This is a genomic window from Clostridium neonatale (genome assembly GCF_001458595.1).
Classification (GTDB): domain Bacteria; phylum Bacillota; class Clostridia; order Clostridiales; family Clostridiaceae; genus Clostridium; species Clostridium neonatale.
On sequence record NZ_LN890328.1, the window covers coordinates 1,734,626 to 1,761,403 of the forward strand.

Here is a 26,778-nt window from a genome sequence, read left to right on the forward strand (position 1 = left end):
TATTCCACACTTCTTAGCGTTTGTTATACCATTTGAATCTGTTTAAGATAGGAATGCAACTAACTGTTGATAATCAGACTCATTATACCCTTCTGGTGTCCCTATACTAACAGTATCAGCCATAGCTATTAGTGGCTGATCATTAATAATATTAATACCAGCTCCCATACTAGCTATACTTGTTACTACTAAAGCTTTAGCCACTAATTTTGTGTTTTTTTACTCAAATAATACATTAATCATCCCCCTAAAAATCAAAATAATCATTATTTTTTCATTATTAAATTTATATTTCCATATATAGAGAAAATTAAATAATTACCCACTTTTGTCCTACTCTCTATTTAAAAAAATGTTTATTTAGAAATTGATTTTAGCATTATTTTTTAATATTCTCAACGAAACATTATTCAATTATGTTGTTTTTTGGAAAAATATTGCTAATTTTTTGTGTATCTTCACCCTTTCCTTAGAGAAAATGCCCTTCTTCTTTATTTCGATATTGTCTGCATTAATCAATCTGTATTCCATACTAATCAATTTTAACAATAGAGGTTTACATTTATCTATCCATTAATTTTTTTACCTTACTGTTAATTTGCTAATATTACTTTATTTACGCAAAAATGGACTCATTTCTGAGTCCATAAATCTTAATCTTCCATGATAGCTATCGTATCTATATATTTTTAATTTCTATCTAAATTATCATAAATTTCTATTCCATACATACTACAACTTCTCCATTGATACCTTATTTAAAAGTTCTTCTACAGCATCTATATATCTTCCTACTATATTATTTTTTATCTCTTCATAATCTTCTTCATTATATATAAGCTGTTGAATTTCTTGCAAGTAGTATATCGTTCCAAACAATCATATCTTCTATCAAGCCCTCTTTAAAAGCATGTTTGTAACATCCCCTAGGATTATTTCTCTCAAGTCCATCCTCTTTAAAGATTTTAGATAATAATTTCCATGTTAAGTATTCTAAAGTTTCATACTTTTTTATTATAGAATCTCTATATACTTCTAATATTATTTCATCTGCATTTTCTAATCCCTCAAATAATCTCATTTCCATATCTTCATAATATATAAATACAATGTAACTCTCCTTCTCTTTACTTACATGAATCTATTGACTACACTCATTTTAACTATATTTCTATTATAGCCGCAATTATTATAAAATGCTATTTCATTAATTAAAAAATTTTCATCTTAATTATATAAAAAAATAAGATAGGCTTTTAAAACCCATACTAATAACTTTTATCTCTTAATACCTTAACTTCTTCTATGTCCAATCCAGTCTTTACTGCAATTGTTTCATCATCCAAAACATCTAATAAATTGAATATATAAAAAGAATGTAGTAGATTTATTTTACACAAATCTACTACATTTCCCCAAAATATCAACAATACATTGCCGTATTATCTCTAGTATTTTAACTTTTCTTTAAGAATTATTTTTTATTCTTAAAGAATAATATACCTGAAATTGCAGCTGCACCTATTACAGCACTATAACCTAATACTGTAGCAATTGTATTATTTTTATTTACTTTTTCTAAATTTTCACTTACTTCTAATTTTTCGCTTGTTCCTTTATCTTTAGATGCTTTTGAATCATCTGCTGCTTCTGAATTTTCAGATTCTAAATTATCTTCTATTTCTTCATCATCAGATTCTTTTGAATTCTCAGTTATTTTTGTATTTTCTACTGCTCCTGTATTATTATTAAGGCTTGCACTTCCATTGCTAGTACCTGAGCCATTTTCGCCACTTAAGCTTTCATTATTTCCACCAGTGCTTCCATTTCCGCTATTTGAGCTTTCATCATTTCCAGCAATGCTTCCATTTCCACTACTTGAGCTTCCACCATTTCCTCCGGTACTTCCATTGTCAGCACTTGAGTTTCCACCGTTTCCACTACTGCTTCCATTGTCACCGCTTTAGCTCCCACTATTTCCACCAGTGTTTCCATTTCCGCCACTTGAACTTCCACTATTTCCACTAGAACTTCCATTGCTACCACCAGTGTTACTTGAATTATTATCTGATTTTAGCTCATTTAATCTAGCTTTCAATNCGGTACTTCCATTGTCAGCACTTGAGTTTCCACCGTTTCCACTACTGCTTCCATTGTCACCGCTTGAGCTCCCACTATTTCCACCAGTGTTTCCATTTCCGCCACTTGAACTTCCACTATTTCCACTAGAACTTCCATTGCTACCACCAGTGTTACTTGAATTATTATCTGATTTTAGCTCATTTAATCTAGCTTTCAATTGGCTTGCATTACTTAAGTAATTATTCACCTTTATTTCCATGTATATATCTACATTGCTATTGCTATTAAATAATCCAATAGCTCTTATATTTCTTAACTTATCTAATAATCCAACTTCTTGAGTAAGCTTTAACTTATAAACTGTAAAGTCTCCCTTAGAATATATATCTTTTATAACTGGGTTTAAATTATTTATACTCTTTAAGAATTCATCTAATTTATCTACAGTTATATTTCTCATTTCAAATTCTACTGGGGAATTTTTTGATCCATCAGTACTTCCTACTATAGGTAATAAGATGTTAGTATCTACTATATCTTTAATATATGAAGGCATTTCACTATCATTTTGGAAATCAACTACATTTATTGTAAAACTATCTGATTTGTTGCTTCCATCTTTAGTTGATGCTGTTATTGTTGCTTTCCCTTCTGATCTAGCAATGATTTTAGCACTATTTCCAATAACCTCTATTTCAGCCACATTTGAATTACTTGTTGACCAATTTACATCTTTCACATCTGCATCTCCATTAATAGATGCAGTTACTGTTTTTTCATTTTCTAAATACATTTTAGAGAACTTATTGTTTATAGTTATGCTTTCAACTAAATTTAGCTCTCCTTTAACTGTTACAGTTATTGTTTTTGTTGTTATTGCGTCAGTGCTATCTTCAACACTATATGTAACTTTATATTGGCCCTCTTCATTTACATTAACAGTATTTTCAATAACTTCTATCTTATTTATAGTTCCATCTTCCTTGTCAGATGCAGTTACGCCATCTAATGGATTGAAAGCTGTTCCTAGTTTTATAGTCTTATCAGTTGCATATATTTCTGGCGGATTATTTATTCCAGTTTCATTTGAAATTACAACCACTTTACTTTGTGCCCTAGATGTCTTACCTTTACTATCAGTTGCAGTATATGAAACTTTATACTCTCCTGGAATATTAACACTTACATTACTGTCAACCTTTAATTCTATATTTTCATCCTCATCTATTACTGTAACCCCTTCTCTTGGATCAAAGCTATCACCAACCATTAAATTATGGTCTTTAACACCTAAAATAACTGGTGCTTTATTTGCATTTACAGTTAGAGTTATTGTTTTTTCGGCTTTATTCTCATACTTATCTATAGCAGTATACGTTAATTTATATTCAGTAGTTGTCTCTGGATCTAAATCAAGTTCTTTATCTACTGAAAGATTAACTTTAAGCTCATTCTTTTTACCGTCTTCTGCTTTGACATCTTCCATTGGATTGAAAATATCTCCTGCATTTAAAGTAATATCCTCTAATTCTTTACCACCTTTAGTTATAATTGGCTCTGTCGTAATTTTTTCTTCAATTACCCCTACTTGTATTATTAATTCTTCAGATATTTCACCATAACTATCTTTTGCCACAGCTTCTAAATTATATACTCCTGGTGTAGTTTCTGAAAATTCTGTTATAACATTACCTTCATACTTAACTTCTAATGATACGGCATCATCTTCATCATCATCATTCATTGTTATTCCTAAGTTTTCAGCTGTTAACTGAATCTTTTGTCCCTCCATAAGCTGAATAGATCTACCATCTGAGCTTATAGTTGGATTAGAGTTCATAGATATTTCTTCTTTAGAATAATCTACCTTCTTACTAACATATTCTTTATTAGCATCACTTACATACTTATACTCTACATCATCATTTGGAGTTATTGTGTATTTACTTGCAACTTTATTTTTGCTTAAAATACCTTCTACCATTTCACCTAAATCTAAATTAAATATACCTTTTGATTTAGATTTTAGATCTATATCAAATACATCTACTTTATTGGCATTCTTAGGAATTGAATTATCAGCTGTTATTAAAACATCAATGGTATTTTTATCTTTATCATATGTATAATCTGTTAATATTTTATTTGAATTACTTTGATCTTCATTAGTATTTACTATAGTTTCTATTTCTTTTGAAACTAAATCATGTATACTATTTTCTCCATCTTTTAATTCTGCTCCATCTAGCTTTATACTAAATTGAAGTGACCTTGGTATCTCTTTTATATTATCTATAGATACCCTAGCAGTATCATTATCTACTTTTTCTACTACTAATTTTAAATTGTCTGTTGTATCAGAATTTATACTCTCAAGAATTTCAGGTGTTGCATAAACAATCCCAGCTGTTGATGCTGCTACTAGACCTGATACTAATGCAGTTTTTGCTGACAGCTTAATCTTTTTCATCTGTTTTTTTCCTTTCTCATCTTAATAAAAGACTATCTCAAAAGAGATAGCCTCTTTTTAAAATTATTATCTATTCTCGTATGCTTTTTTCATAATATCATTATTTATTTCTACTACTTTATCATATGAAGTAGATAAAGCTCTTGTCTTTCCACCATTTAAATCAATTGATGGTAATCTATCTAACGCTGGTAAATCAAGTAAGAAAGTATCACTTACTAGCCTTTGACCAACAGGCTTACCTGACCCATCTAATTTATTGTATCTATATAATTCAGCTTTTATAGCTTTTCCTTCTATATTGTTTTCTCCATTTATTATCTTATTTTCTTGTTCTGGAGTAATCCAATATATCCAGTTACCTTCCGCAACTTCACCAAGTGGTGAATCCTTTGGTAAAGTAGCCAATAATATAGCTTGTGATTCTATTGCAAAGTTTTTATCATTTTCATTTATTACTAGAGGAACATTAAATGCTGGATCTCCTTTGTATTCACCAGTTATTATTATTGAACCTGCTGGTATTGATTTACCTGGTGCATACGTATATTCTGTATTTAATCTACCAACACCATTTCTATAAACTTTGTCATTATTATCTATTCCTATTTCTATATTATCACCTGTAGGTCCTAATATATCTAATTCTGCTATAGAAATAGTTTCAGCTCCTTTAGCAACTAATTTTACATATTGTGCATCATATGCCCATAGTTGAGTATTATTATTATCTCCAGCTTCATTAAAGTAAATTGTATTTTCTTTAGTAGTATCAAAAGTTCCTGAATGAGCCTTAGTCCATGACTTTCCGTCTTTACTTACATAAACTTCATATTTACTTATTGGTGAATATGTAGTCTCTGTATTTCTCTTAAAGAAATTCATTAGAGAGAACTTCTTCTCTTGAACTGGTCCTGGAGTATACTTGAGTCCTACAACAGACTTACTACTTCCCATATCAACTGTTACATATGGGTCTCCACTTGCTACTCCGCCATTTTGATCAGTTGCCTTTGATGCATTATATACTGTTGATACATCATTATCTTTTATTTTATTAATTTCTCCATCTTGAACTTGGCCATGTCCAGTATTCTCATCTGAAACATCATTAGCACTTCTTGTATTTGTATCAAATATCCAATTGTTCTTAGCTATGCTTCCATCATGATTTACTTTTACATTTCCAATTACAGTTTCCGATGTTACATTTAAGTCATAATCATATGCTCTAACTTTGTATTCAAAAGCTCTATTATTTACTGAATCTATAACATCTGTAAAGCTAGTTGCTCCGTTTTTGCCTTCTTTATCTCTTTCAACAAATCCAACTGGAACACCTTTGCTTCCTGTTGATGTTGCTTCTTTTCTTATTATTTCATATCCAAGTATCTTATCTGCATCCTTGTTTACACTTAAATTTAATGGAACTTCTTTTTGATTTAAGTAAGTTTTTTCGGTTATTTGAACTCCATTTTTATCAGTTCCAAAAGCTCCATTTACTTTAGTATCTTTTGCCATAGTAATTGCACTCATATTATTATTTTCCATAGCAGCTAATCTTTTTCTTCTTGCTTCATCATTTAAATAGTAAATTGCTTTATTCTCTACTGGATATTTTTTACTATTTAAGTATTCATTAGTATTTTTACTCGCAACTAATCCCCACTTTTCAAAGAACGGTCTTAAGTCTTTACCAGCCGCATCTGATGATCTCATTATAAATGTTTGAGCTGTAAAATCTTCACCTTTTTCATCAGGCGCTTTTCCCTTATTTCTAGTTTCTCTATATAATTTAGCATAGAATGTATCATTACTTAAATCATTATCAGTATTCTTATCTAACATTGTGTAAGTATAATCATTATCATATGCCAAATGTAATTGCCAGAACATTCCCAGCCTAGTTAATCCATCACTTGCAAGACCTACACTTCCTGATGTTACTTTATCATATACCTTTTTATAACCATCTGATAACTCTATTCTAGATGAATCTATATCATCGAATGTTTGGCTTATAAGAGCTAATACGTTATTAGTAGTTTCTGCATAAGTCAATCCTGGTCTATCATGAACATGACCAATTTCATGATTTATACCCCATCCAAATAAACTTCCTTCATCTTTATTCACTAAATTTCCATTAACATCAAATTTAAATGGTACACCTTGCATCATTGCAGGAGTAGATCCATATCCTATACCAACATGGTGTCCTGAAGCATACATAAATGCTCCTGTAAACATTCTTTGATACTTAATATTAATACGGTTTCTAGGTGCTCTATTAGCATCAAAGTATTTATTTTCACTGTCACTTATTTCACCATTTCCATCTAAATCTATTGCTTTTTCAAGTAGACCTTGTTGCGCATAAGAAACCTTCATTAACTGTTCCCAAGCAAGTAATGTATCATAAACCCTATTTACCTCGGCCTCTTCATTTCCAGATAACCCTGTTTCTATTCCTTTAAGTATTTGATCTGCTGGAAGTGAAAGTATTATTCTTTCACCTTCTATTTCAGTACTATTTAAAATAGAAGTTTCTGGATCGTATGTATAAATATTATTTGCATTATCTTGTGCTGTTGCAGATTCAGGATATCTATTTGGTAAGGCACTTACATAAGATTTTAATTCTCTAATATAAGTTCTTATAGCTTGTTTTACTTCAGCTTCTTTTGTTGTATCATCTATCATATTATTCACATTTAAATGTGGTACTCTTGTACCGCCACTTACACGTACTTGTGCATGTTCTGTGTCTTTAAAATTAGAATCGTAGTTTATATATAGATTTCCACCTTTTTCATAATTCATTTTAAAAGATGAAGTTGGAATTGTTATTTCATTCTTACCAACTGTTAATTTTTGATTCCAATTAGTAATGTAAGTTCCAGATTCTCCATAGTGCTGAGTTATTGCAAGATTAAACTTTGTATCTTTTCTATCTGAACCAATATAAATTGTTACTTTATCTCCTGGTTTTACAGCGACTCCTAATGCTTGCCAGTTATTGCTTTGACCTATTGTTTGACCCTGATTAAGGATTGAAGCATCAAGTTTTAAAATTCTATCACTTAACTTAACATCATCAAGTAAATCTTGTGCTCTTTGCAAGTCTTCTAGAATTTCTTTTTGATTAAAATGATATTCCATATTTACCGGATCTATAGTCTTAGCTCTTTTTGTAAGTTCATCTATCATCTCTTGAGTAACATCATCTTTTATGGATAATTTTAAATCATCTGCAAATAAATTATCTACATCCTTTTCTAAACTATCATATTTATAGAATTTAATTTCTGATATATTTGCTTTACCAGAACCTACACCTGCATATACAGATATATTAACTTGTACTTTTCTTGCTGTTATAGGCTCATCTAATTTTAAAGTCGCAACTCTATTGTTTAGATTCACTTTTGCTGTTTTGTATTCCCATGCTTCTGTTTCTTCATTCCATATTCCAATATTAGCTAAATACGGCTGGGAATTTATATCTAATCTAGTTATTAAATTTATTGTATCAAGTGTATACTCTTGATCAAATGTAATTATAGGACCTCTCTTACTATAGTTAGATGAATCCCAATCATCTAATGTCCATGCAGTAGAATAATCATTATCAACAACGCTGTCTTCATCATCAGATTTACCACTTGGAAATTCAATCTTTTCTATATGATTAGTTAATTTATTTTCTCCATTTAATGAATTGATAAGATTATAGTTAGTAGTTATTGGAGGTACTAAGCTAGTAGTAGAACCTAGATAACTGTTAGATAAACCACCAGTTCCATGATGATTAGTTGCTGTCATCATTATTTCATAAGTAGTTGTGTCTTTTAACCCACTTATAGTATAATTTGTAGCTCCTATTAATTCATCTTTATCCTTCTTTTGATCTGGTTTTAAATCTGCTACTCCATCTGGTATCTCATTGGTTAAGTCACTATCTTCATAATCTTTATTTGTATCATTTGCTTTTATCCATTTCTTAGTTCCAATTTCTCTATAATATAAGTCATAATCTTTAGCTTTTTTGTGAGATGCCCAGCTAACATTAAGAGCTTTATAACCGCCTTCAATTTTTATACCTTCTGGTCCTTCTGGAGCTGTTTCTGGTATAACTTGAAGCTCTACTATAGAGTCTGCTCCAAACTTGCTTCCATTTTCTGCATCTTCGTTACTACTTAATTCTCCAGTTACAGAGTTCCATCCTTGTGGATTATAGTTTGCATCTACATTATCTGGCTTTCCATCTTTATCATTTTCATTATTTGTTAAATTAGTATCTCCAATTGAGCTTGCACTATAATCTTCCTGTTCATCCTTGTATCCACTTTTCCAATCTCCAGATGTTGATTGTATACTAACTCTATAAATAGCATATCCCTTTACTTTTTCTATTCTTAAAGTATTTTTACTTGTTTTATAGGTACTTGTACTTACTACTTTTTTACCATCATCATCAAGCTGTTCAACTTTAATTTCATATCCAGTTACATTTGGTACATGCTTCCAGCCCAGTGTCATGGACTCTTGACCTACTTGCGTTGTACTTGTAAAATTATCTATAACTGGTACATTCATCTTAGGCTTTGGTATTTCTGTATAAACATTATTTAAAAACTCAACTTTTGATATTTCCGTTAAATTCTTATTTCCTCTACCACCAGTAACTTTTATAGTTATTTCACTTACAGCAACTTGACCCTTTAAATCTATTTCTATAACATCTACATTACCCTCAGAAGTTTTTCTTGTTAAACTTGTCGCCTTTGAATTCTTAAATTTAAATTCTAAATCGCTTCCATCACCATTAGGTATAATTATGCTTCCTGCACTTGGTGCATTCTCACTTGGAGCCTCTATAACTAACTTTTCAACATAAGTCTCTGATCTTTTTGAAGCTCCTAAGTTCAGTGATAATAATATAGGATTCTCTTCACTTATTTCTTCTCCCTTAGATATTAGTGAAACTCCAGCTCCATTATTTTTTAATATATCCTTTATATTACCTTCTACTTCTGCACCAGCAACTTCTACTTTTGCATTTTCTGGATTCACAATAAGATCTGTATCTAGTATTACTGGTTCTTGTTTTTCTTTATTCATATTTTGATGAACATAAGTTAAATCAGTTATATCAACTTCTCCATCTCTATTTAAATCATAATCACTATCTGATACATCAATTTTCATCTTATTCATTATGTAATTTTTTATACTATTTTTTGACTTATTTTTAATTTTATTTTTTAAGATATTATAATCTGTATCCGTAACCATGTCGCTTCCATCAACATTTCCTGCTAGAAAAACTCCTGGATAATATACTTTCGTTTCATCATCTATAACTATCTTTTTATCACTTGTTCCAATTAAAACTCTCTTAGAAGAATCCTGTATTTTTATATTATCTACCAATACAGTTTCATATCCCGCTCCAGATATCTCAAGTGAGTATGTTCCTAATGGAAGTTTATCAAAAGTTAAGTGATAAAATTCTAAATCTGTAGCTGAATCTTCTATCTTCTTTCTTTTATAATCTAGAGCTTCTAATTCATAATTTATGCCTTGAGATTCTGTCTTCCCAGCCTTAACAGTATCTGAACCTAGCTCAACCTCAACTCCATCTTCACCTGTACCTTTTAATTTTACTGATATCTTTGTTTGATCAGACGTTGTAAACTTTATAGGAAGAGAAAAGTTTAAATCTAGCTCTAGTTTACCTTTTGCTTCATAATTCTCTGCATCGTCTACTATATTTTCAATAACTTCTTCATCTTCAGTTATTTCACCAGCATCACCCTCTGCTGTTATCTCATCATTAGTAATATCTCCATTTTCTGTAGTTTCTCCACCATTACTAGTGTTATCACCTTCTACAGTTTCTTTACCATTAGAAGTATCTCCATCCCCTATAGTTTCTCCACCACTAGTAGTATCTTCACCTTCTGTAGTTCCTTCACCATTACTAGTGTTATCTTCTTCTTTAGCTACTTCATCACTAGAAGTTCCATCCCCATTTGTAACTTCTCCGTCATTAGTAGTATCATCACCTTCTGTAGTTATTTCATCATTAGAAGTCCCATCCTTATCTGTAGTTTCGACACCATTACTAGTATCTACATTTTCAACTACTTCATCTTTTGGTGATTCTGTTAAAATATCATTATCACTTTTTTCAGTTGTCTGTGATACATCTTCTTTAATAACATTAGTTTCTTTAATGTTATTAATATCTTTTGCAAAAGCAACGTTTTGCATCTGACTTGCAATCAAAGTTACTGCAAGTGTAGTTGATATTTTTCGTTTCATCCCTTAAATCTCCTTTACTATGTATATACATGAATGTAAATTAATAGTTAAATCATAATAATTATTAATACATACATGTTACTTGCACATAATTATTATAGTGTTTTTGTTACACATTTCAAGTTAATTTGTCGTTTTTTGCATTTTTTTTTGGATTTATATAGTATTACTATATAACTTTTCATATTCTTAATTTTTAAATTATTTATTTTGGGCATAAATTTAACTTCAAATAATTTCTATGCACCTCTTTTTTAATCTTAATCATAGAATATTATATTTATAACAAAAATGAACTCATTTCTGAGTCCATCAATCTTAATCTTCTATAATTAAACTATTTAATATCAATTACTTATTTCAACTCTTCCCAAGCTTCCTCCTACACTTCAAACAAACACCTTCCCCTTCAAACTTAACAACCTCCTTCTCATTTCCACAAAATATGCATCCTTCTTTATACTTTCTCAAAATAACTGTATTATTAATTTTAATAATTTCTATAGGATCATCCTTTCCAAAGCAAAGTAAATCTCTAATCTCCTTTGGTATTACAATTCTGCCTAATGGATCTAAATATCTTACAATTCCTGAATTACCCATAAATACCCTCCATTACTTCAATCTATAATTATTTCTAATATCATTTTTTATTTCTACAACATAATCCTTACTCATTTCATATATACGAGATCCTATTCCTTCATCAAATTCCAGCATTTTTTCAATTGTAAATTCACTGCTCACAATAATAGGAAGAAAGTTTAGATATCTATAATTTATTATCTCAAACATTATATTTACATCACTTTCATTAAGTCTCCCTTTAAACAAATCATCAATAAGAAGTACCTCACAAACCTGATATTTTAATATCGTAGATGCATATTTTTTCTCATCAATTACATTTTGCTTTATTTTAGTAATAACATCTCTATAAGGCATATAAACTGTTCTTATCTTTGAATTTAATAGATTTAATGCAAGTGCAATGCTTAAATGTGATTTTCCACTACCAACCTGTCCACATAATAAAATGCTATTTCTTCTGCTATTTCTGATTTGTTCAAAGTCATTAAAATATGCACTGGCTGTATCTTTAGCTAACTTTGAGGTTTCATTCCAAACTTCAAAGTTAGAAAACTTAAACCCGACCATCTCTGGGTTTATTCCACATGATTTCCACTCCATCTTATTCTTTTTAATTTTCTGACAATCACAAGCTCTTGCAACTGGCTGCATTTTTTCCTGTGGTATAAGAATCCATCCAGTATCTTTACATTTACAACATTTATATGAGAATAGTTTCTGTCTTTTTTCGTTCTTCTTCTGTAAGGACTCTTGGTTTCTTCGGCTTGAATCCTGCAAATTCATTCTTATTCTGTTCATCACCTTCTCTATTGAACCTTCCTCCATTCTTATGACCCCCTTCTTTTTGGTTTAAGTTTGGATACCCATCCCTTTTCCAATTTTTAAGTATTCCATTTATATAATTAAAATCATACTTTTCCACTTCTATGGATTTATCAATAGCATTTTTCACATTATCTACACCATGCATACATATAGCAAGTCGAAGTTTTCCATAATCAAGAGTTCCTATTTTTCCTGTTATGGTCTCATAGTACTTAGTAAGCTTTATACAGTTTTCACTTAATTCACCATTTAACTTTTTATTACTAATATTATCAATCTCACTCTTTTTCTCATTCTTTGTCTGTGTCTTATTCTCTATCTTATCTGTTACAGTAACATTACCTGCTGTTACTGTAACATTACTTGTTGTTACATCATCATTACTTAAAATGTTATCTTTTAAAATTTCAATATCACATTTAATATTATCTTCTTCTACATATTCCTCTTTATGTTCATTTATAGTCTCTACTTCATCATTTTGAGTCTTTAGATTTTTCTTTTTTTCTTCTTCAAACTTCTTTTTAGCTCTATGTTTTGCAACTCTTTTATTTGTTTCTATTCTCTGCTTTTCAAGTGCATCAACATTCTGATACTTTGTCCAATTCTTTACCACATAAAATTTATCTTCTGTTAATTCAATCATTTGAAGCTTTATTAATACCTTCATAGAAAGTTTAACCTTTTCATAAGGTTTATTAAATTCTATAGCAAGGGTTTTAAGTGTATATGGAATATCTTCATTAATATATAGATAACCACCATCATTTACTATTCCTGCTAAACATAAAGTTCTAAACCATATGCCTTCTATAAAATCCCCCTCATCATGGTCTGCAATTATCTTCATCTTTGGATCATTAAATATATTAGTTCTAACCTTAAACCATCTTTCTTCAGCCATAATTTTTCATCTCCCAATCATGGAATTTTTTAAAATGCATTAGTCCATCAAAGTTTGGAATCATATTCATTTTGTTGCATATAAAAATATAATATCTAAATATATCAAAGTTCAAACTCAATACCTCCTTTAAATATAATCAATACTCTTTAAATTTGTTATCTCTATTGCATCTGCTTACTTCCAAACTTTCTTTTCGTTTACGAAAACTTTCTTTTCGATTTCGGAATTTTTCTTTGCGAATATAATTTATAGATTTATTTTGTATGTCATATTTAAAATCATTATGGACTTTATTAAACTCTATCTCGCTTTTCTTCAATAATTATTCCCCTCTCATACTTTCTATTTTATTTACTATTCCCTTTTATTAAATTGTAAATTAATCCCATTTATTTGTAAAGTATTTTTTATATTAATTTCATTTAAGAAAAGTCATCTCAAATTATTATTTCTATAAGTAAAATACATGTATAACTTATATATAACTTAGATTTCTACTTCTACGCATTATGTGAGTGCTATAAATATTATTTCCATTTTTTTCTATTTTATAATTTACATTTTTGTAAACTTATCTTATAATTATACATAGGAGGAATAAATATGTTTAGTAAACGATTGGAAGAGTATAGAATTAAACTTCATTTAAAAAAGAAAGAAATGGCTGATAGTTTAGATATCAGTGAAAGTTATTATAGTTTAATAGAAAATGGTAAAAGGAACCCTTCAAAGGCTGTTATAGAAAAACTTGTAGTTATCAGTGAACTTCCTGAAGAATATTGGATATATGGAATAGATAAAGACAATTATATAGATGTAAGAGATGATTTTAAATCTTTAAAAAAGGCTTTAGATACTGTTGCTGAATGGACTTCGGTTACAGAATCCAGCCAAATTTTTGATGATGATAACAATCCCAAAGATCCTATTGGGAAATTATTAATTTCTGCTTTTAGAGCTGATCTTGATCATATTTTAGCAAAAAGGAATAAATAAAGGAAACTCCTATTCACATTCGTTCATAGGAGGGCTATACCACTAATCTCATTCTTCGCTAAGTGTTATATGCCTATGCTGGAAATAAATCATTTTCTACTTTGACTAATTGTATATATTGTAGCTATCGCATAAAAAAATTAACCATAATATATTCTCCTATAAATTTAAATATGGAAACTCATATTCACATTCATTCATAGGAGGACTATACAACTACGTTCATTCTTCTCTAAGTAGTATGCCCAAGACAATATATTATGGTTTTTCTTCTTAGTACAACAGATTAATTATTTATAATTAATAAATTATAATATTGATACTAAATATAAACTTTCTTCAAAAATAACTGTGCCTCAGCTTTTCTTCTTTTAACTAAGCCTTGCAATACTTCTCCTTTAGAAGATTTAACATATCTTAAAAAATTTTCAGTGATAATGCTGCTTTCTTTAATATTATGTTTTATATTATTCCACAATGTTGATTTTTCAAGTGTATTAATACCACAATTAAAAGCAAATGATATTAGCGCTTCTTTTTCATACTTATCTAATATCACATTATTTTTTCTGCTTAATTCAGTTAATTGATCTAAAAATACCTTAGCATCTTTCTTAAATTCTTCATATGCTGCTTCTTTTGTAATCCTGCCTAAAGTGGTTACTTCTTTTCTTGTACATCCAATTCCAATAGTCAAAATTCCACTTGGACAATAATAGGCATTAAGTCTGCATCCTTCAAACTTTCCTATAAAATCGCATAACTCATTTGATATGATGCTCATACTTTCATCCTGCTCTTTATCTGCTTCAAAAGACCAAACACCATTATAATCAAATTTATGATATTTTTCTTTTATTTTATAAATTTTATCACAATACATTCTGCCAAGTGTCTTTTCATCATTATCCTCAAAGAAATACCATTTATCATTTAATTTAAGCCAGCCTACACATATTTCGCCTTCATAAAATTTTCTTTCATTATTTATTTTTTCTTCTTCAAAAGCATAATACCAGCTGTCATCTTTAATTGTTTGAAACCATCCTTTAGTCAGTTTTCCATCCTTCTCTAAATAATACCAACGATTACTTGTTTTAACCCAAGTAGTATTTAATTTTTTATTTTCTTTGTAATAATACCAATTTTCTTCTTCATTAATCCAGCCTTCTTTCATTACACATACCTCCTATATTTTTTCATATAAGATATATGGTTTTGAAATTCATATTAAGGATATTTTATATAAAAAATCGCCAAGGGGACTATGATATATTCGTTCATAGGAAATCTATGCCACTAAGCTCATTCTTCGCTAAGTGGTATATGCCTGTTAATTATATTATGAAGTTCCCCTTAAGCCCCAATAAATAAGCAAATTCGTAAGAATTCATATTCTTAAAAATAAGAGTACATTAGTTATTTAGTTCTTCTAATTTTTAATACATTTAAATACAAAAACTTAAATTTATAAATATCTTTCTTTTAATAATTGTAAAATCTAATGTTTATAAATATACCTCTTCATGAAATTTTATTGCTTTTCTCATTTCATAATTCCTTAATCCTGTATAAGAATTCCATAGTATTTTAAATATAAAAAAATATCACAATATTCATTTATTATCTGAATAATATGATATTAAAATATTTATTAAGCCTTATCTAATTACAAATTTGAATTTACATTAATTTCTTATTTTCTATTACTAAAACTACTTTTTATTTTTATTTTTTTCAATTCTTGCAACCCAATAATTATCATATTCTTTTCTATCCTGTGTTCCAATCATTTTATTTTGCCATTTAAAAAATCCCATATTTTCTAATGCTTTAATTCTTTCTGCTGCCTGTGGAATCGACTTTGTTATAATTTGACTACAATCAAAAAAGATATATGCCTGTATCAAAATTAAAGGCTGAATAATATACTTACTCTCATTTTGTAGAAGTTTTTATTGCTAAACATAAAGCCTTCCTATCAGTAATTATTGTATATATAATTAACATAGTCAGCACACCTAAATTTATAAATAGTAAGACCAGCTACAAGTTCTCATAGCTGGTCTATTTTCTAATTCATTATTTGCTTTTTTATCTCTTTTATCTCTTCAATTGAAAGTCCTGTACCTTCTGCAACTATATCCTCTGTCATTCCCATTTTTAATAAATTAATTGCTGTCTTTCTTAATATTTCTTCTCTTGCCTTTTGTTCATAATATTTTTGCCTTATTTGATCTACAGTCATACGCACAGCACCTCCTCTTTCCTTCTTATATTCTTCATATTTATTTTCTAATTCTTTATCCTGTATTAAGAATAGATATTCAAGAAAATCTGCCAAAGCTTTTATCTGTTCTTCATTTTTGACCTTATCATATTTTATTAATTCTTCTGCCATTTCTATTTTTGCATTATAAATATCTCTATCATGTGGTTTTGTTTTAAGCAAAACTTTTGCCATCTTAAATACAAGCTTTAATGGATTATCATCATTAATTTTATTTAAATCAAGTTTTTCTACATCTATTGTTCTAAAGTTATATGTTAAGATTTCATCTTCTATTTTGGGAACCTTGTAAACATAGCTCTTATCTTTTCCACGTTCACCTTTATAAGTATAAATTGCAGCTGCTATTACTTCACTTTTATCTTTATTCTTATATCTGAATTTATCCCAGATGCGATAAAAATATCTAAACATCCTCTCTCCAAAAACATCTTCGTCGCTACTGTAGCTTTGCACTTCCACATGGATAAATAAAATCTTGCTATTTTTATCCTTAAGCCTTACTTTTATAATTTTGTCCGATATTATTTTCTCCGAACTATCCTTATCGAACATTTCTCTCTGTATCTCTGCAAGTTCAAGATCAAGACTTTCTGTGCCACACGCCCAGTCTATATCATCAAATATCTCTGGAAACAGAACTTCCACCACTTCTACTTCAAAGGCCTCAAGAATTGTTTTCCATGCTGCATCATAATCATGCTTCTTTAACAATGTTTCAGCCTCCTGTTCCTTATTATACTTACATTATAGTCCATTTATTAATTTTCATAAACTATTATTTTATAAAAAAATATACTTTAAAAACACTGCCCCCAATAAATAGACATATTCTTATATGGTAATATTCTAATATTTATATAATTGTTGAAGTATATATAAAAAGAAATTTAACAAATGGGAATAAATAAATTTAATAGTTAATTTTTGTACCTCTTCATCCCGCAATAAATTTTGATTAACTTTATTCCCATTTAACTTAAAAAAAGTTATTCCAATTTCATTATATTCTACCTCTATAAGCTCTAATGTTTTTCACTTCAATAGTTATATTTTCATTTGCTGTATGATATATCACTGTTCCTTCACTACAATTCATCAATTCTCTTGTCATACTTTGAGTTGGATTAAATGCTGTTGGATTCTCTGCATTAGGTATCAAATTATAATAAGCATTTATAGAAGCTACTAATTGATTATCTACATTGTCAGCTACATCTGTATAAGCTTATGACGCTAACTTAGCTACATTCTCTTTTACAGTACTGTCTCCCAAATACTTAGTTGCAAATACCTTATTTCTTAAACTATCTATAATAGTTGTATTACCATTTCTATCACCTATTGAATCTACAGATATACATCCACTCTTACCATTAATGCTATTCTCTGTTACTGTCTTAATATTGAATAGTTCATCAAAAGCTTGTCTGAATCCTGTATTGAATGTTTTTAATCGATCTAATTGTATCCATGTGTTTTCCTCTTGTTGAGTTCCTTTTACATCAATCGTGTAATCTGGTTGATTTAACTCTATTGAAATTTCTTGCCCTCCATCTATCATTTTTATCATATCACTCGAGTTAATACTACTACAGCCAATCATTTGCACTGGTATAGTTAATATTATGATTGACATACATAACTTCTTAACATTTATAAATTTTCTTTGCATTATCAATTGCCCCTTTTGTTATTGAGAATAATTAGATTTTTTTACATTTAATCCCAATAGAAACAGCATTCTAACATATTTATATTATTTATTCAATATAAAATATTATAGGTTAAAAGTTACTCTTTAAGTTTTATTTCAACAAGAAAAAGCTTTAAAGAAATTCAAAATTCAATTTCTTTAAAGCTTTTTATCTGTAATTATAGTAGCATTGTCTATAACTATAATTTATCAACTTTTCAATGTTAAAATGGTTTTAACAATTCTTCAACTGACGCAACCTTTTTAAAAGGAGCAAATTCTCCATATACTCTTGCTACACTTTGAAGGTTTGTACTTCCTATCATGCCTAATTGAAAATCACATTTTCTATTCTGTTTCATAATTTTAATAGCTTCTTTTGAATCTAACTCTATAACTCTTGTCTCTCCAAGCCCACGTTTTCTTGCATATAGTAACATTGTCATATTTGCTCACCACCTTTAATCATAGCTTATACTATTTATAACTTCATAATAATAATCTATAAATGAATCTAATCCTACAGGAGATAAAGGAATATTATCTACCCACTCACGTAAATTATTTGAATATTCTATAGCATTTTCTTCATAAGATTGTTTATATATCACCTCATGGGTATATCTCTGCAAAAACCAATCTTTCCTTGTCCAAAACTGTACTTCAATAGGATAACATTTCTTGTTATTCTTAAAATACAAATGTATACCTCTATATCCATCTGATTTATGATTATCATAAAAATTAACTACATCAACTATATAGTGTAATTTATTAGATAGACAAATTATATTATCTATTTCACTTTTAAGCTCATCAACTGTTATATTAGTAATTATTCTTATTGCCCAAGGATCATTACATACTTCAACTAATCTTCTTCCAGACTCTAAATTCTTATTCCATTTATATCTCAAAGAATCTTCAGCTTTGTATCTATCTATTATCTCATTTCCATCAAAAACATTTTTGGATATATAATCATCATATTCTTCTCTATCATCAATTATATGTTCATGGTAATTTAAAATATCAGTATAGACATCATCAAAATCAAACTGTTTTATAGACCTTTTTAATGATGGGAATTCATTATTAATTTAAAATCCTTTAACTAAATTATCAAATATCCTCAACAATTCTCTTCCATCATCTCTAAATATTTTACTCACTTTACATTCTCCATAAACAAATCTTATATTTAAATTATTATCTTATATGTATTATAGTATACCATCTATTACAATATTGTGAAAAGGACTTTTACGTATTATTTTTATAATGATTATAATGTGGCTATTTCTCTAGCTACACAGGTAATTATAACGATTTATAAACAATTTATTCAGTAAGATGTTAAACTTCTCTTTTAAGTTTCCTCACCCCTGGTTTTATATTCTCTAACATATTCAATATAATATAAAAGCCTCTTGATATTAAAAAAAGAGCCTATAAAAATAAGCTCTTTAATATTATTTTATCACTTGAAGTTTTACACTTAGTTTTAATATTGATAGAATAACCCCTTTATTTAAATAAGTTCAATTTATTTATACATTTATATTAATGAAGTTTTGGATAAAAATAGAAAAATCAATTTTTATTTATCCTTGATAACGAATTCTTTCAACTAATGTTTCCTTTTTAAAATTATGACTTAATGTAAATGATAATATAATTTGAAGAATTAAGATTATTGCAATCATAACTAAAATTGGGATAATAGGAATGTGATAAACATTCATTCCAAATATTCCTTTTCTTTTAGCAAATGAAAATAACATATAACCAAGAGGTAATCCAACTATAAGTGAAATAAAAATACTTCCAATTGTAAAAATTAATCCTTGAATTTGTAAACTTAAATTTAATTGCTTATTTGTCATTCCCACTGCTTGTAATACTCCATATTCCTGCTTTTTAGTTATTATATTAATAATAATTGTATTTGCAAGATTCATAAATCCAATTAGGCCTAAGATTCCAACAAATAAATAACATCCAAGTTTCATCATAGTACTTGCAAATTCAGCTAGTGCTAATTCATCATGATAAGTTTTAAGTTTAATATAAGAAGTATTTTCAATTAAATCTCTAAGTTGATTTTCAACAACTGAAACATCATTTTTATCACAATCAACCCAAAGGTAGCCAAATGAAGAACCAGAAGGGTGTAAGCTATTATATACTTCTTCAGGCATAACAAGGTAAGTATCAGAACTTGCAAAAGCTCCTAGAATATTTCCTTGATAGTTTAAGATTTCAGTTCCATTATCTATTTGGAAAGAAATTAAATCATTTAAGGAATAGCCATCTGATTCCATCCACATAGACCAGCCAAAGAAGATATCTTTATTTTTTACAGCTTCATCATAGTCCATTAAACCAAGATCGCCTTCAAAGCGCATATTTTCAAAATCGTTTTTATTTACAATAGAAATTACTTGTTTTACATCATCAATATTTACAACAGCAATTTCCCTAGTAATAACATCCTTAACTTCTGGAATTGCTTTAATTTTAGCTATTAATGATTCATTTAATGGATTATTTTTTAATATAGAATCTAAGTTATTTTCAGGATAAGCTTCATCCCATTCAAGGGAATAATCAAGCTTTAATTCAAACTGACCATTATTTAATCCTTTTCTTGCTTCATATTCTGTATCAATATTTCCAACAAAATTTGAAATTATTACAAATAATACACAAGATAATCCCATTGTAAGAATAGTTGTAAGAGTTCTTTTTTTATTACCTAAAATATTTGCCATTGCCATTGAAAAAACAGTGATATTTTTTTTGCCTTTTCTAATTCCACAATTTTTAATAGTTGAATTTTCAAGATATCTTGTTGCTTCAATTGGAGAGATACGTGCAACTATTTTCATTGGCTTGCGAAGTGCAAGTATTACTGTAAGTAATGAAATAATAATAGTAATTAACATTAATGGTATTGAAAATAAAGGAACTTGTATATTTTTAACACTAGTTTCAAGTAAATTTCCTTGTTCTATTAACCATGAAAAACTTAACTTTGCAATAAAAAATCCAATAATTAATCCAAGTGGAATTGCAATTACTGATAAAATTAATCCTTCTTTTAAAATAAGATACTTCATTTGTTTTTTTGTAGCACCTAATGCTTTTATTTTTCCATATTCCTGTATTTTTTGAGCAATACCAACTTGGAAGATATTATAAATTACAATTACAGCAAGCAATATGATTATTAAAGATGTAAATCCACAAAATAAAATCATTTCATAGCTTGGGTCTAGCATCCAAGATAAGTAATAACTATTTATAATTAAATTATTACTATTTATTCCACAAGATTTAGCGATACTTGTAAGAACATCATCTATATTATTCATTGAAACTTTTACTGAATCATTTAATGTAAAATAAACATTATATTGTTTATAATCATTTGAAATTTCATTTTCATAAAATGCTGGAGAACAAAAAACAACATAAGATGAAGAAATTTGATAGTTTTCTCTATTATATAAAATACCACTTATTACAAATGACCTTTCTGTATATTCCTTTGACATTCCAGAACGATAATATAACTTTGTTTCATCACCAACTTGCACATTATTATATCCTTGAGATTCAAAAAAAGCTTTACTTCCAGCAATTTCATTTTCCTTTTCAGGATAAGCTCCAGCTTCAAGTAAATATTCTTTATTATATGGAAGCATTTTACGAACTGATGAATCTGTACTTACAAAACTACCTTTTTCATTTCCTTTTAATATTCCAGCAGCAGACATAATTCCTATATCATCAATTTCAGCTCTTCTATAAATTTCTTGTAATTGTTGGTTATTTACAGATAAAAACAACCCATAATTACTTCCATAATGATTACTTGCATTTTTCTTTTGAAGTCTAACAAAGCCATTTGCAAAGGTGCTAATAATAGTAAGTAGGGAAGTAGTTAATAAAATTGCAATTATTATAAGAATACTTCTAGTTTTATTTTTTTTATTATTGCTTAATGCAATTTTTGTAGTTGCATTCAACGAAAATCTACCACCTTTCCATCTTCAATTATTAAAATACGATCTGCTACTTGTGCAATTTCATCATCATGAGTAATCATTACAATTGTTTGCCCATATTTTTTTGCAGTCATTTTTAATAATGCAATTACTTCATCACTTGTTTTAGAATCAAGATTTCCTGTTGGTTCATCTGCAAAAAGGATATCTGGCCTTGTAACTAAGGCTCTTGCAATTGCAACTCTTTGCTGTTGTCCTCCTGAAAGTGTATTAGGTAAGTTATGAATTTTATTTTCAATTCCTAATGTTTTAATAATGTCATTTACAAATGATTCATCTACCTTTTTACCATCTAAGCCTAATGGTAATACGATATTTTCCCAAACATTAAGTGCAGAAACTAAGTTAAATGCTTGAAAAATAAATCCAATTTTTCTTCTTCTAAAAATAGCAAGCTGATCTTCTTTCATTTTATAAATATCTTTTCCAGAAATGATAACATTGCCTTTTGTTGGCATATCAAGGCCACCAAGCATATGAAGTAAAGTACTTTTTCCAGAACCAGATTTACCTACGATTGTTATAAATTCACCTTGATTAATTTTTATATTGACATTGTTTACAGCTTTTACTTGATTTTCTTTTGTTCCGTAAAACTTACAAAGCTGATTTGTTTCTAAAATTATACTCATTAAAGTAACCTCCATTTAGTCTTTTCTATTTTATCTTAACAATGTAATCTTTCAATTTGATTTCAAAAATGAGTAGAAGTCTTACAGTTTTGTAAGACTTCTACTCACTTTCTGGCAATTGAATTACAAATGTACTGCCACAGTTATTATTTGTATTTTTATTATTTCCTAAATTAGATGATACAGTAATTGTACCATTATGATTTTCAATAATTTTTCGTGTAAGGAATAATCCTATTCCAGATCCATTTTCATTGCTTACAGCATTCATCTTTCCCCTAAAGAAACGCTGAAATATTTTATGATATTCTTCTTTTGGTATTCCAATGCCATTATCTTTAATTTCTATACGGATAAAGCCATTTCTTTTTTGAAGATAAACAAATATTTCAGAATTATCAGGGCTATATTTTATTGCATTATCTAAAACATTTATTATTGCTTCACTTAACCATTTCTTATCCTGCATAATTTTATAATATTCTAATGAATCATCACAATTAAAAATTAATTCAATATTTTTTTCTAATGTTTTTGGATAAACACGGTTAATTGCAGTTATTATTGTATCCAAGATTGGAAGCTTATTTTTTTCAATTTGAATTAAGCCAACTTCCATTTTAGAAATTTGAAGTAATGATTGTAATAATGTTTCTAAACCATCTAATGCATTTCTGCATCTTATAGAAAATTCCATTTGTTCTTCTTTACTTAAATTTTCATGAAGTAAAATACTAAAACATGTATCTAAAGCTGCTACAGGTGTTTTTAACTGATGTGAAATATCAGAAACTAATTCCTTTGTTCCATCTCTTTCTAATTTTGCTTCTTCTTTTAATAAGTTTAAGTGATTTCCAATAGCATCAAGCTGATATTTTATTTTTTCTAATTCATTTGATTCATCATCATTTAATAAAATTGATAAGTTATTTTCTCTAAAATTGATAAGTGTTTGTTCAATTTCTAATAATATATTATTTTTTTTTTGAAAAACTGATTTTTGCCATAAAGCAAGAAAGAAACTTAAAATTCCTAATAGTAAAAAAGAAACTAATGCTGTTATAATACAATTTTGTTGCAATTGTTTATATAGTGCATTTTGATTATTTTTTAAGTAACCATATTGTTTTAAAATTTCTTTCCCATTTTTAATAGATTCAAGATTATGCCCTTTTAAAATTTCAACAGCTTTATTAATTGAATTTTGGGGTTCATAGTTATTTGATATATTATTTTCAGTAGTAATTGATAACATTTGAGCTATAATATCAATATTGCTATTATAATTTTTATAGTAAAAGCAAGTAGTTAAAATATTTATAAATAACCATGTTAAAAGAGAAATAATAATTAAATTTATAATAGATTTAAATTTTCTTTTTTTCATCATATATTTTCAACTTCCTGATTCCATATATAACCTAAGCCTCTAATGTTTTTTAAATAAATCGGCTTTGCAGGATCATCTTCTATTTTTTCACGCAATCTTCTAATGTTAACAGCAACAGTATTATCATTTACAAATTCCCCATTTATATCAAATATATTTTCTAATATTTGATTTTTTGAAAGAATTTGCTTTGGATGCTTTAAAAATAAAATTAATAGTTTCCATTCAGTTTTTGTAAGTAAAATTTCTTCACCATTTAATGAAGCTTTCATTTCATCAAGATGAATATATATATTTCCTGAAATTACTTTATTTTGCTTTTTATTAATCATTTTACGCTTTAAATAAGCATCAATTTTTAACATTAGCACAGATAAGCTAAATGGTTTAGTAATATAATCATCTGCACCAGCTTCATAACCCATTACTTGGTCTATTTCTTGATCTAATGCAGTTAAGCAAATAACGTATGTTTGAAATTCTTGTCTCAGCCACATAATAAAATCTAGTCCATTTCCATCAGGAAGGTTAATGTCACAAACAGCAAGGTCTATAGGATGTTTTTTTATTAATTGTTTTGCTTCAAAAATAGTTTCACAGGAAAATACGGTATTTCCTGATTTTTTTAAGGAAAATGTAATTCCTCTGTTTACACTTTCATCATCTTCAAGTACTAATATATTTGCCATAATATCTCCTAAAAGTTTAAACTATATTTTTTATTTGGAAATTTAATAATAGCTATATTTTAGCATAAGAAAAATCGTAAGGATATAATAAAGTTATATTTAGTTCAAGAACTCCTAGACAACACATAGGGGGTTAGAAAAAATTTACTACAAATCCCATTGAATATTGCATTAGCTATTTTACAACACTCATAACCAGTCATATCCTTCTCACTATCACAAAAGGCACATTCAACTAAAATTGCTTTCATCTTAGTTTTATTAAGTACAAATAAGTCCTTTCTATACTTAACTCCTCTATTCTTTAATCCAATCTTGCTTAACTCATTAAGTATGCTGTTTCCTACTTCTTCTGCAATTCCACTACCATAACATAATACTTCTGCACCTTCTCCCCTCCCCGCATTATGGTGAATTGATATAAAGAAATCTACATTTCCAGTATTAGCAGCTATGCACCTTTGATTTAAAGAGTCATAAAGGCTAATTGCACTCTTTGGCATACAATTAACAACATTAATTCCTATTGCTCTAAAGTTTTCAATAAGAGCTTCACCAACTAACTTATTTAATTCATCTTCTTTCCTAATTCCTACAGCTCCACCATCAAAGCTCACATTATGACCAATATCAATTGCTATAGTTTTTAAATTAATACCTTCATTACTCATTACCTAACCTCCATCAAATTAATATCACTTTTTTACATTTACATATAAGATATACACATTTTAAAAAAGCAGCTATGCTGCAACCAAAAACTATTCACCTATTAAAAAAATAGCTATGCTGCAACCAAGATCTTATTTGCTTAAAAAAGCAGCTATGTTGCACTAAAAAATTATTTACCTTAAATATAAGTAAATTTCTATTTCTACATAAGATATATGCCTTTAACACATATATACTATATATAGAGATATTTTTTATTCTAATACAACATATTGATATTTCTATGAAATAAGCCTAATTATAAGGAGGTTCACATGGATTATAACTATATCGAATATCTAGTAAAAAAATCTAAAGATGGTGATGAAAAATCTAAAGAAAAACTAGTAGAACAATTTAGACCTTTTATACTTAATCTTTCTAAAGGGACCTTTATTGATGGATATAATCTATATGATATACCAAATGAATGTTATAAAAATTTATTTAAATGTCTATCTCAATATAAATTAGAAAATCATAGATTTGTTGCTTATGCCACTAATGGAATTAAAAATAATTTAAGTGATCTTATTAAAAGATGCAAAACTAGAAGCTCTACTGTGGGAAATGATGCTCTTCCTTTTTCACAGGATTTAGAAGAGAATTTAATTGATGATGATAATTTAGAAGAGGGACTTTGTAATAAATGTGATATTGAAGAATTAAGACACGCTATTAATAATTTGACTGAAGAGGAAAAAGAACTGGTTCAATTTATTTTCTTTGAGAATAATACTATTAGAAAATATGCTTATCTAAAAAAGCTTTGCTATTCTACTGCTCACATGAGAAAGAGAAGTGTTTTAAAGAAGATTTATAAATACATTAATGATAATAAAGTTATTCATTATTCATAAAAAAATCAAGGTATATTGCAGATACCTTGATTTTTTTAATTAATCTTAAAATATTGAATAACATATTAGAAATTCATTTGTATAATACTTGTAATATCTGTCAATATTATAAATACATGATAACCCATTTAAAGAGAGATAGCATATAATCCCCCTGCTATCTCTTTTTATTATTAGGCTCTGTTAGATATATTTGTTGATTTATAGTAATAATAATAGGTAGTTAAATTTAAACT

The 26,778-nt window shown here is 28.0% G+C and carries 25 protein-coding genes; 2 read left to right on the forward strand and 23 right to left on the reverse strand.

All coding sequences use genetic code 11. The annotated features are described in order from the left end of the window. Positions 1–42 precede the first annotated feature (42 nt). The 11 genes from BN2920_RS21465 to BN2920_RS22415 all read right to left on the reverse strand — a co-directional run bounded on the left by BN2920_RS21465 (position 43) and on the right by BN2920_RS22415 (position 13,317). Positions 43–204 carry a hypothetical protein gene (locus tag BN2920_RS21465; RefSeq protein ID WP_157065782.1) on the reverse strand — a complete coding sequence of 54 codons (162 nt, stop codon included), beginning with the start codon at positions 202–204 and terminating at the stop codon, positions 43–45. A 528-nt stretch (positions 205–732) separates the two neighbouring features. Further along, entirely contained in the window at positions 733–858 is a 126-nt protein-coding gene (locus BN2920_RS22410) for a hypothetical protein (RefSeq protein ID WP_276325921.1), read from the reverse strand. Continuing rightward, on the reverse strand, positions 830–1,087 hold the full coding sequence (locus BN2920_RS14790) for a nucleotidyltransferase substrate binding protein (RefSeq protein WP_242868387.1): 258 nt from the start codon (positions 1,085–1,087) through the stop codon (positions 830–832). The genes BN2920_RS22410 and BN2920_RS14790 overlap by 29 nt, the downstream gene beginning before the upstream one ends. A 181-nt stretch (positions 1,088–1,268) precedes the next feature. Next, positions 1,269–1,430, reverse strand: a complete 162-nt coding sequence (locus BN2920_RS21830) for a hypothetical protein (RefSeq protein WP_172437907.1) — start codon at positions 1,428–1,430, stop codon at positions 1,269–1,271. Between the two features lie 364 nt (positions 1,431–1,794). Further along, a complete protein-coding gene (locus tag BN2920_RS14795; RefSeq protein ID WP_207644378.1) occupies positions 1,795–1,953 on the reverse strand; it encodes a hypothetical protein in 159 nt (52 codons plus the stop codon). A gap of 10 nt (positions 1,954–1,963) precedes the next feature. Further along, complete coding sequence (locus tag BN2920_RS14800) at positions 1,964–4,552, reverse strand: immunoglobulin-like domain-containing protein (RefSeq protein ID WP_058295757.1); 2,589 nt, start codon at positions 4,550–4,552, stop codon at positions 1,964–1,966. Positions 4,553–4,618: 66 nt separating this feature from the next. Then, positions 4,619–10,882, reverse strand: coding sequence for a M60 family metallopeptidase (locus tag BN2920_RS14805; protein WP_058295758.1), 6,264 nt, complete (start codon positions 10,880–10,882; stop codon positions 4,619–4,621). 360 nt (positions 10,883–11,242) lie between these two features. Further along, the gene (locus BN2920_RS14810) at positions 11,243–11,485 is read right to left on the reverse strand and encodes an AbrB/MazE/SpoVT family DNA-binding domain-containing protein (protein ID WP_058295759.1); all 243 of its coding nucleotides are present in this window, start codon (positions 11,483–11,485) and stop codon (positions 11,243–11,245) included. 12 nt (positions 11,486–11,497) lie between these two features. Further along, positions 11,498–12,124: an ATP-binding protein gene (locus BN2920_RS14815; RefSeq protein ID WP_058295760.1), complete on the reverse strand. Its 627-nt coding sequence runs from the start codon at positions 12,122–12,124 to the stop codon at positions 11,498–11,500. 49 nt (positions 12,125–12,173) lie between these two features. Continuing rightward, positions 12,174–13,202, reverse strand: a complete 1,029-nt coding sequence (locus BN2920_RS14820) for a phage replisome organizer N-terminal domain-containing protein (protein ID WP_058295761.1) — start codon at positions 13,200–13,202, stop codon at positions 12,174–12,176. After that, entirely contained in the window at positions 13,195–13,317 is a 123-nt protein-coding gene (locus BN2920_RS22415) for a hypothetical protein (protein WP_268259234.1), read from the reverse strand. The genes BN2920_RS14820 and BN2920_RS22415 overlap by 8 nt, the downstream gene beginning before the upstream one ends. A 491-nt stretch (positions 13,318–13,808) precedes the next feature. On the opposite strand from BN2920_RS22415, the gene BN2920_RS14830 reads away from it, so the two are divergent. Next, on the forward strand, positions 13,809–14,201 hold the full coding sequence (locus tag BN2920_RS14830) for a helix-turn-helix transcriptional regulator (RefSeq protein WP_058295763.1): 393 nt from the start codon (positions 13,809–13,811) through the stop codon (positions 14,199–14,201). Positions 14,202–14,523: 322 nt separating this feature from the next. Here BN2920_RS14830 and BN2920_RS14835 read toward each other — a convergent pair whose 3' ends face one another. The 12 genes from BN2920_RS14835 to BN2920_RS14885 all read right to left on the reverse strand — a co-directional run bounded on the left by BN2920_RS14835 (position 14,524) and on the right by BN2920_RS14885 (position 25,642). After that, positions 14,524–15,378, reverse strand: coding sequence for a lysozyme (locus tag BN2920_RS14835; protein ID WP_058295764.1), 855 nt, complete (start codon positions 15,376–15,378; stop codon positions 14,524–14,526). Between the two features lie 538 nt (positions 15,379–15,916). After that, positions 15,917–16,111, reverse strand: coding sequence for a hypothetical protein (locus tag BN2920_RS14840; protein WP_058295765.1), 195 nt, complete (start codon positions 16,109–16,111; stop codon positions 15,917–15,919). Between the two features lie 164 nt (positions 16,112–16,275). Beyond that, positions 16,276–17,205: an Rpn family recombination-promoting nuclease/putative transposase gene (locus BN2920_RS14845; protein ID WP_058295766.1), complete on the reverse strand. Its 930-nt coding sequence runs from the start codon at positions 17,203–17,205 to the stop codon at positions 16,276–16,278. A gap of 289 nt (positions 17,206–17,494) precedes the next feature. Beyond that, the gene (locus tag BN2920_RS21470) at positions 17,495–17,653 is read right to left on the reverse strand and encodes a hypothetical protein (RefSeq protein WP_157065784.1); all 159 of its coding nucleotides are present in this window, start codon (positions 17,651–17,653) and stop codon (positions 17,495–17,497) included. Between the two features lie 66 nt (positions 17,654–17,719). Then, the gene (locus tag BN2920_RS14850) at positions 17,720–18,166 is read right to left on the reverse strand and encodes a hypothetical protein (RefSeq protein ID WP_058295767.1); all 447 of its coding nucleotides are present in this window, start codon (positions 18,164–18,166) and stop codon (positions 17,720–17,722) included. A 245-nt stretch (positions 18,167–18,411) separates the two neighbouring features. Continuing rightward, the gene (locus BN2920_RS14855) at positions 18,412–18,633 is read right to left on the reverse strand and encodes a hypothetical protein (protein WP_058295768.1); all 222 of its coding nucleotides are present in this window, start codon (positions 18,631–18,633) and stop codon (positions 18,412–18,414) included. Positions 18,634–18,648: 15 nt separating this feature from the next. Beyond that, complete coding sequence (locus tag BN2920_RS14860) at positions 18,649–19,287, reverse strand: nucleotidyltransferase family protein (protein ID WP_083498822.1); 639 nt, start codon at positions 19,285–19,287, stop codon at positions 18,649–18,651. A gap of 504 nt (positions 19,288–19,791) precedes the next feature. Beyond that, positions 19,792–22,221, reverse strand: coding sequence for an ABC transporter permease (locus tag BN2920_RS14865; RefSeq protein WP_058295770.1), 2,430 nt, complete (start codon positions 22,219–22,221; stop codon positions 19,792–19,794). Then, entirely contained in the window at positions 22,218–22,892 is a 675-nt protein-coding gene (locus BN2920_RS14870; protein WP_058295771.1) for an ABC transporter ATP-binding protein, read from the reverse strand. The genes BN2920_RS14865 and BN2920_RS14870 overlap by 4 nt, the downstream gene beginning before the upstream one ends. 100 nt (positions 22,893–22,992) lie before the next feature. Beyond that, a complete protein-coding gene (locus BN2920_RS14875) occupies positions 22,993–24,282 on the reverse strand; it encodes a sensor histidine kinase (RefSeq protein WP_058295772.1) in 1,290 nt (429 codons plus the stop codon). Next, entirely contained in the window at positions 24,279–24,971 is a 693-nt protein-coding gene (locus tag BN2920_RS14880; protein ID WP_058295773.1) for a response regulator transcription factor, read from the reverse strand. The genes BN2920_RS14875 and BN2920_RS14880 overlap by 4 nt, the downstream gene beginning before the upstream one ends. 104 nt (positions 24,972–25,075) lie before the next feature. Then, positions 25,076–25,642: an N-acetylmuramoyl-L-alanine amidase gene (locus BN2920_RS14885; RefSeq protein ID WP_058295774.1), complete on the reverse strand. Its 567-nt coding sequence runs from the start codon at positions 25,640–25,642 to the stop codon at positions 25,076–25,078. Between the two features lie 315 nt (positions 25,643–25,957). On the opposite strand from BN2920_RS14885, the gene BN2920_RS14890 reads away from it, so the two are divergent. Then, positions 25,958–26,542 carry a sigma-70 family RNA polymerase sigma factor gene (locus tag BN2920_RS14890; RefSeq protein ID WP_058295775.1) on the forward strand — a complete coding sequence of 195 codons (585 nt, stop codon included), beginning with the start codon at positions 25,958–25,960 and terminating at the stop codon, positions 26,540–26,542. Positions 26,543–26,778 lie beyond the last annotated feature (236 nt).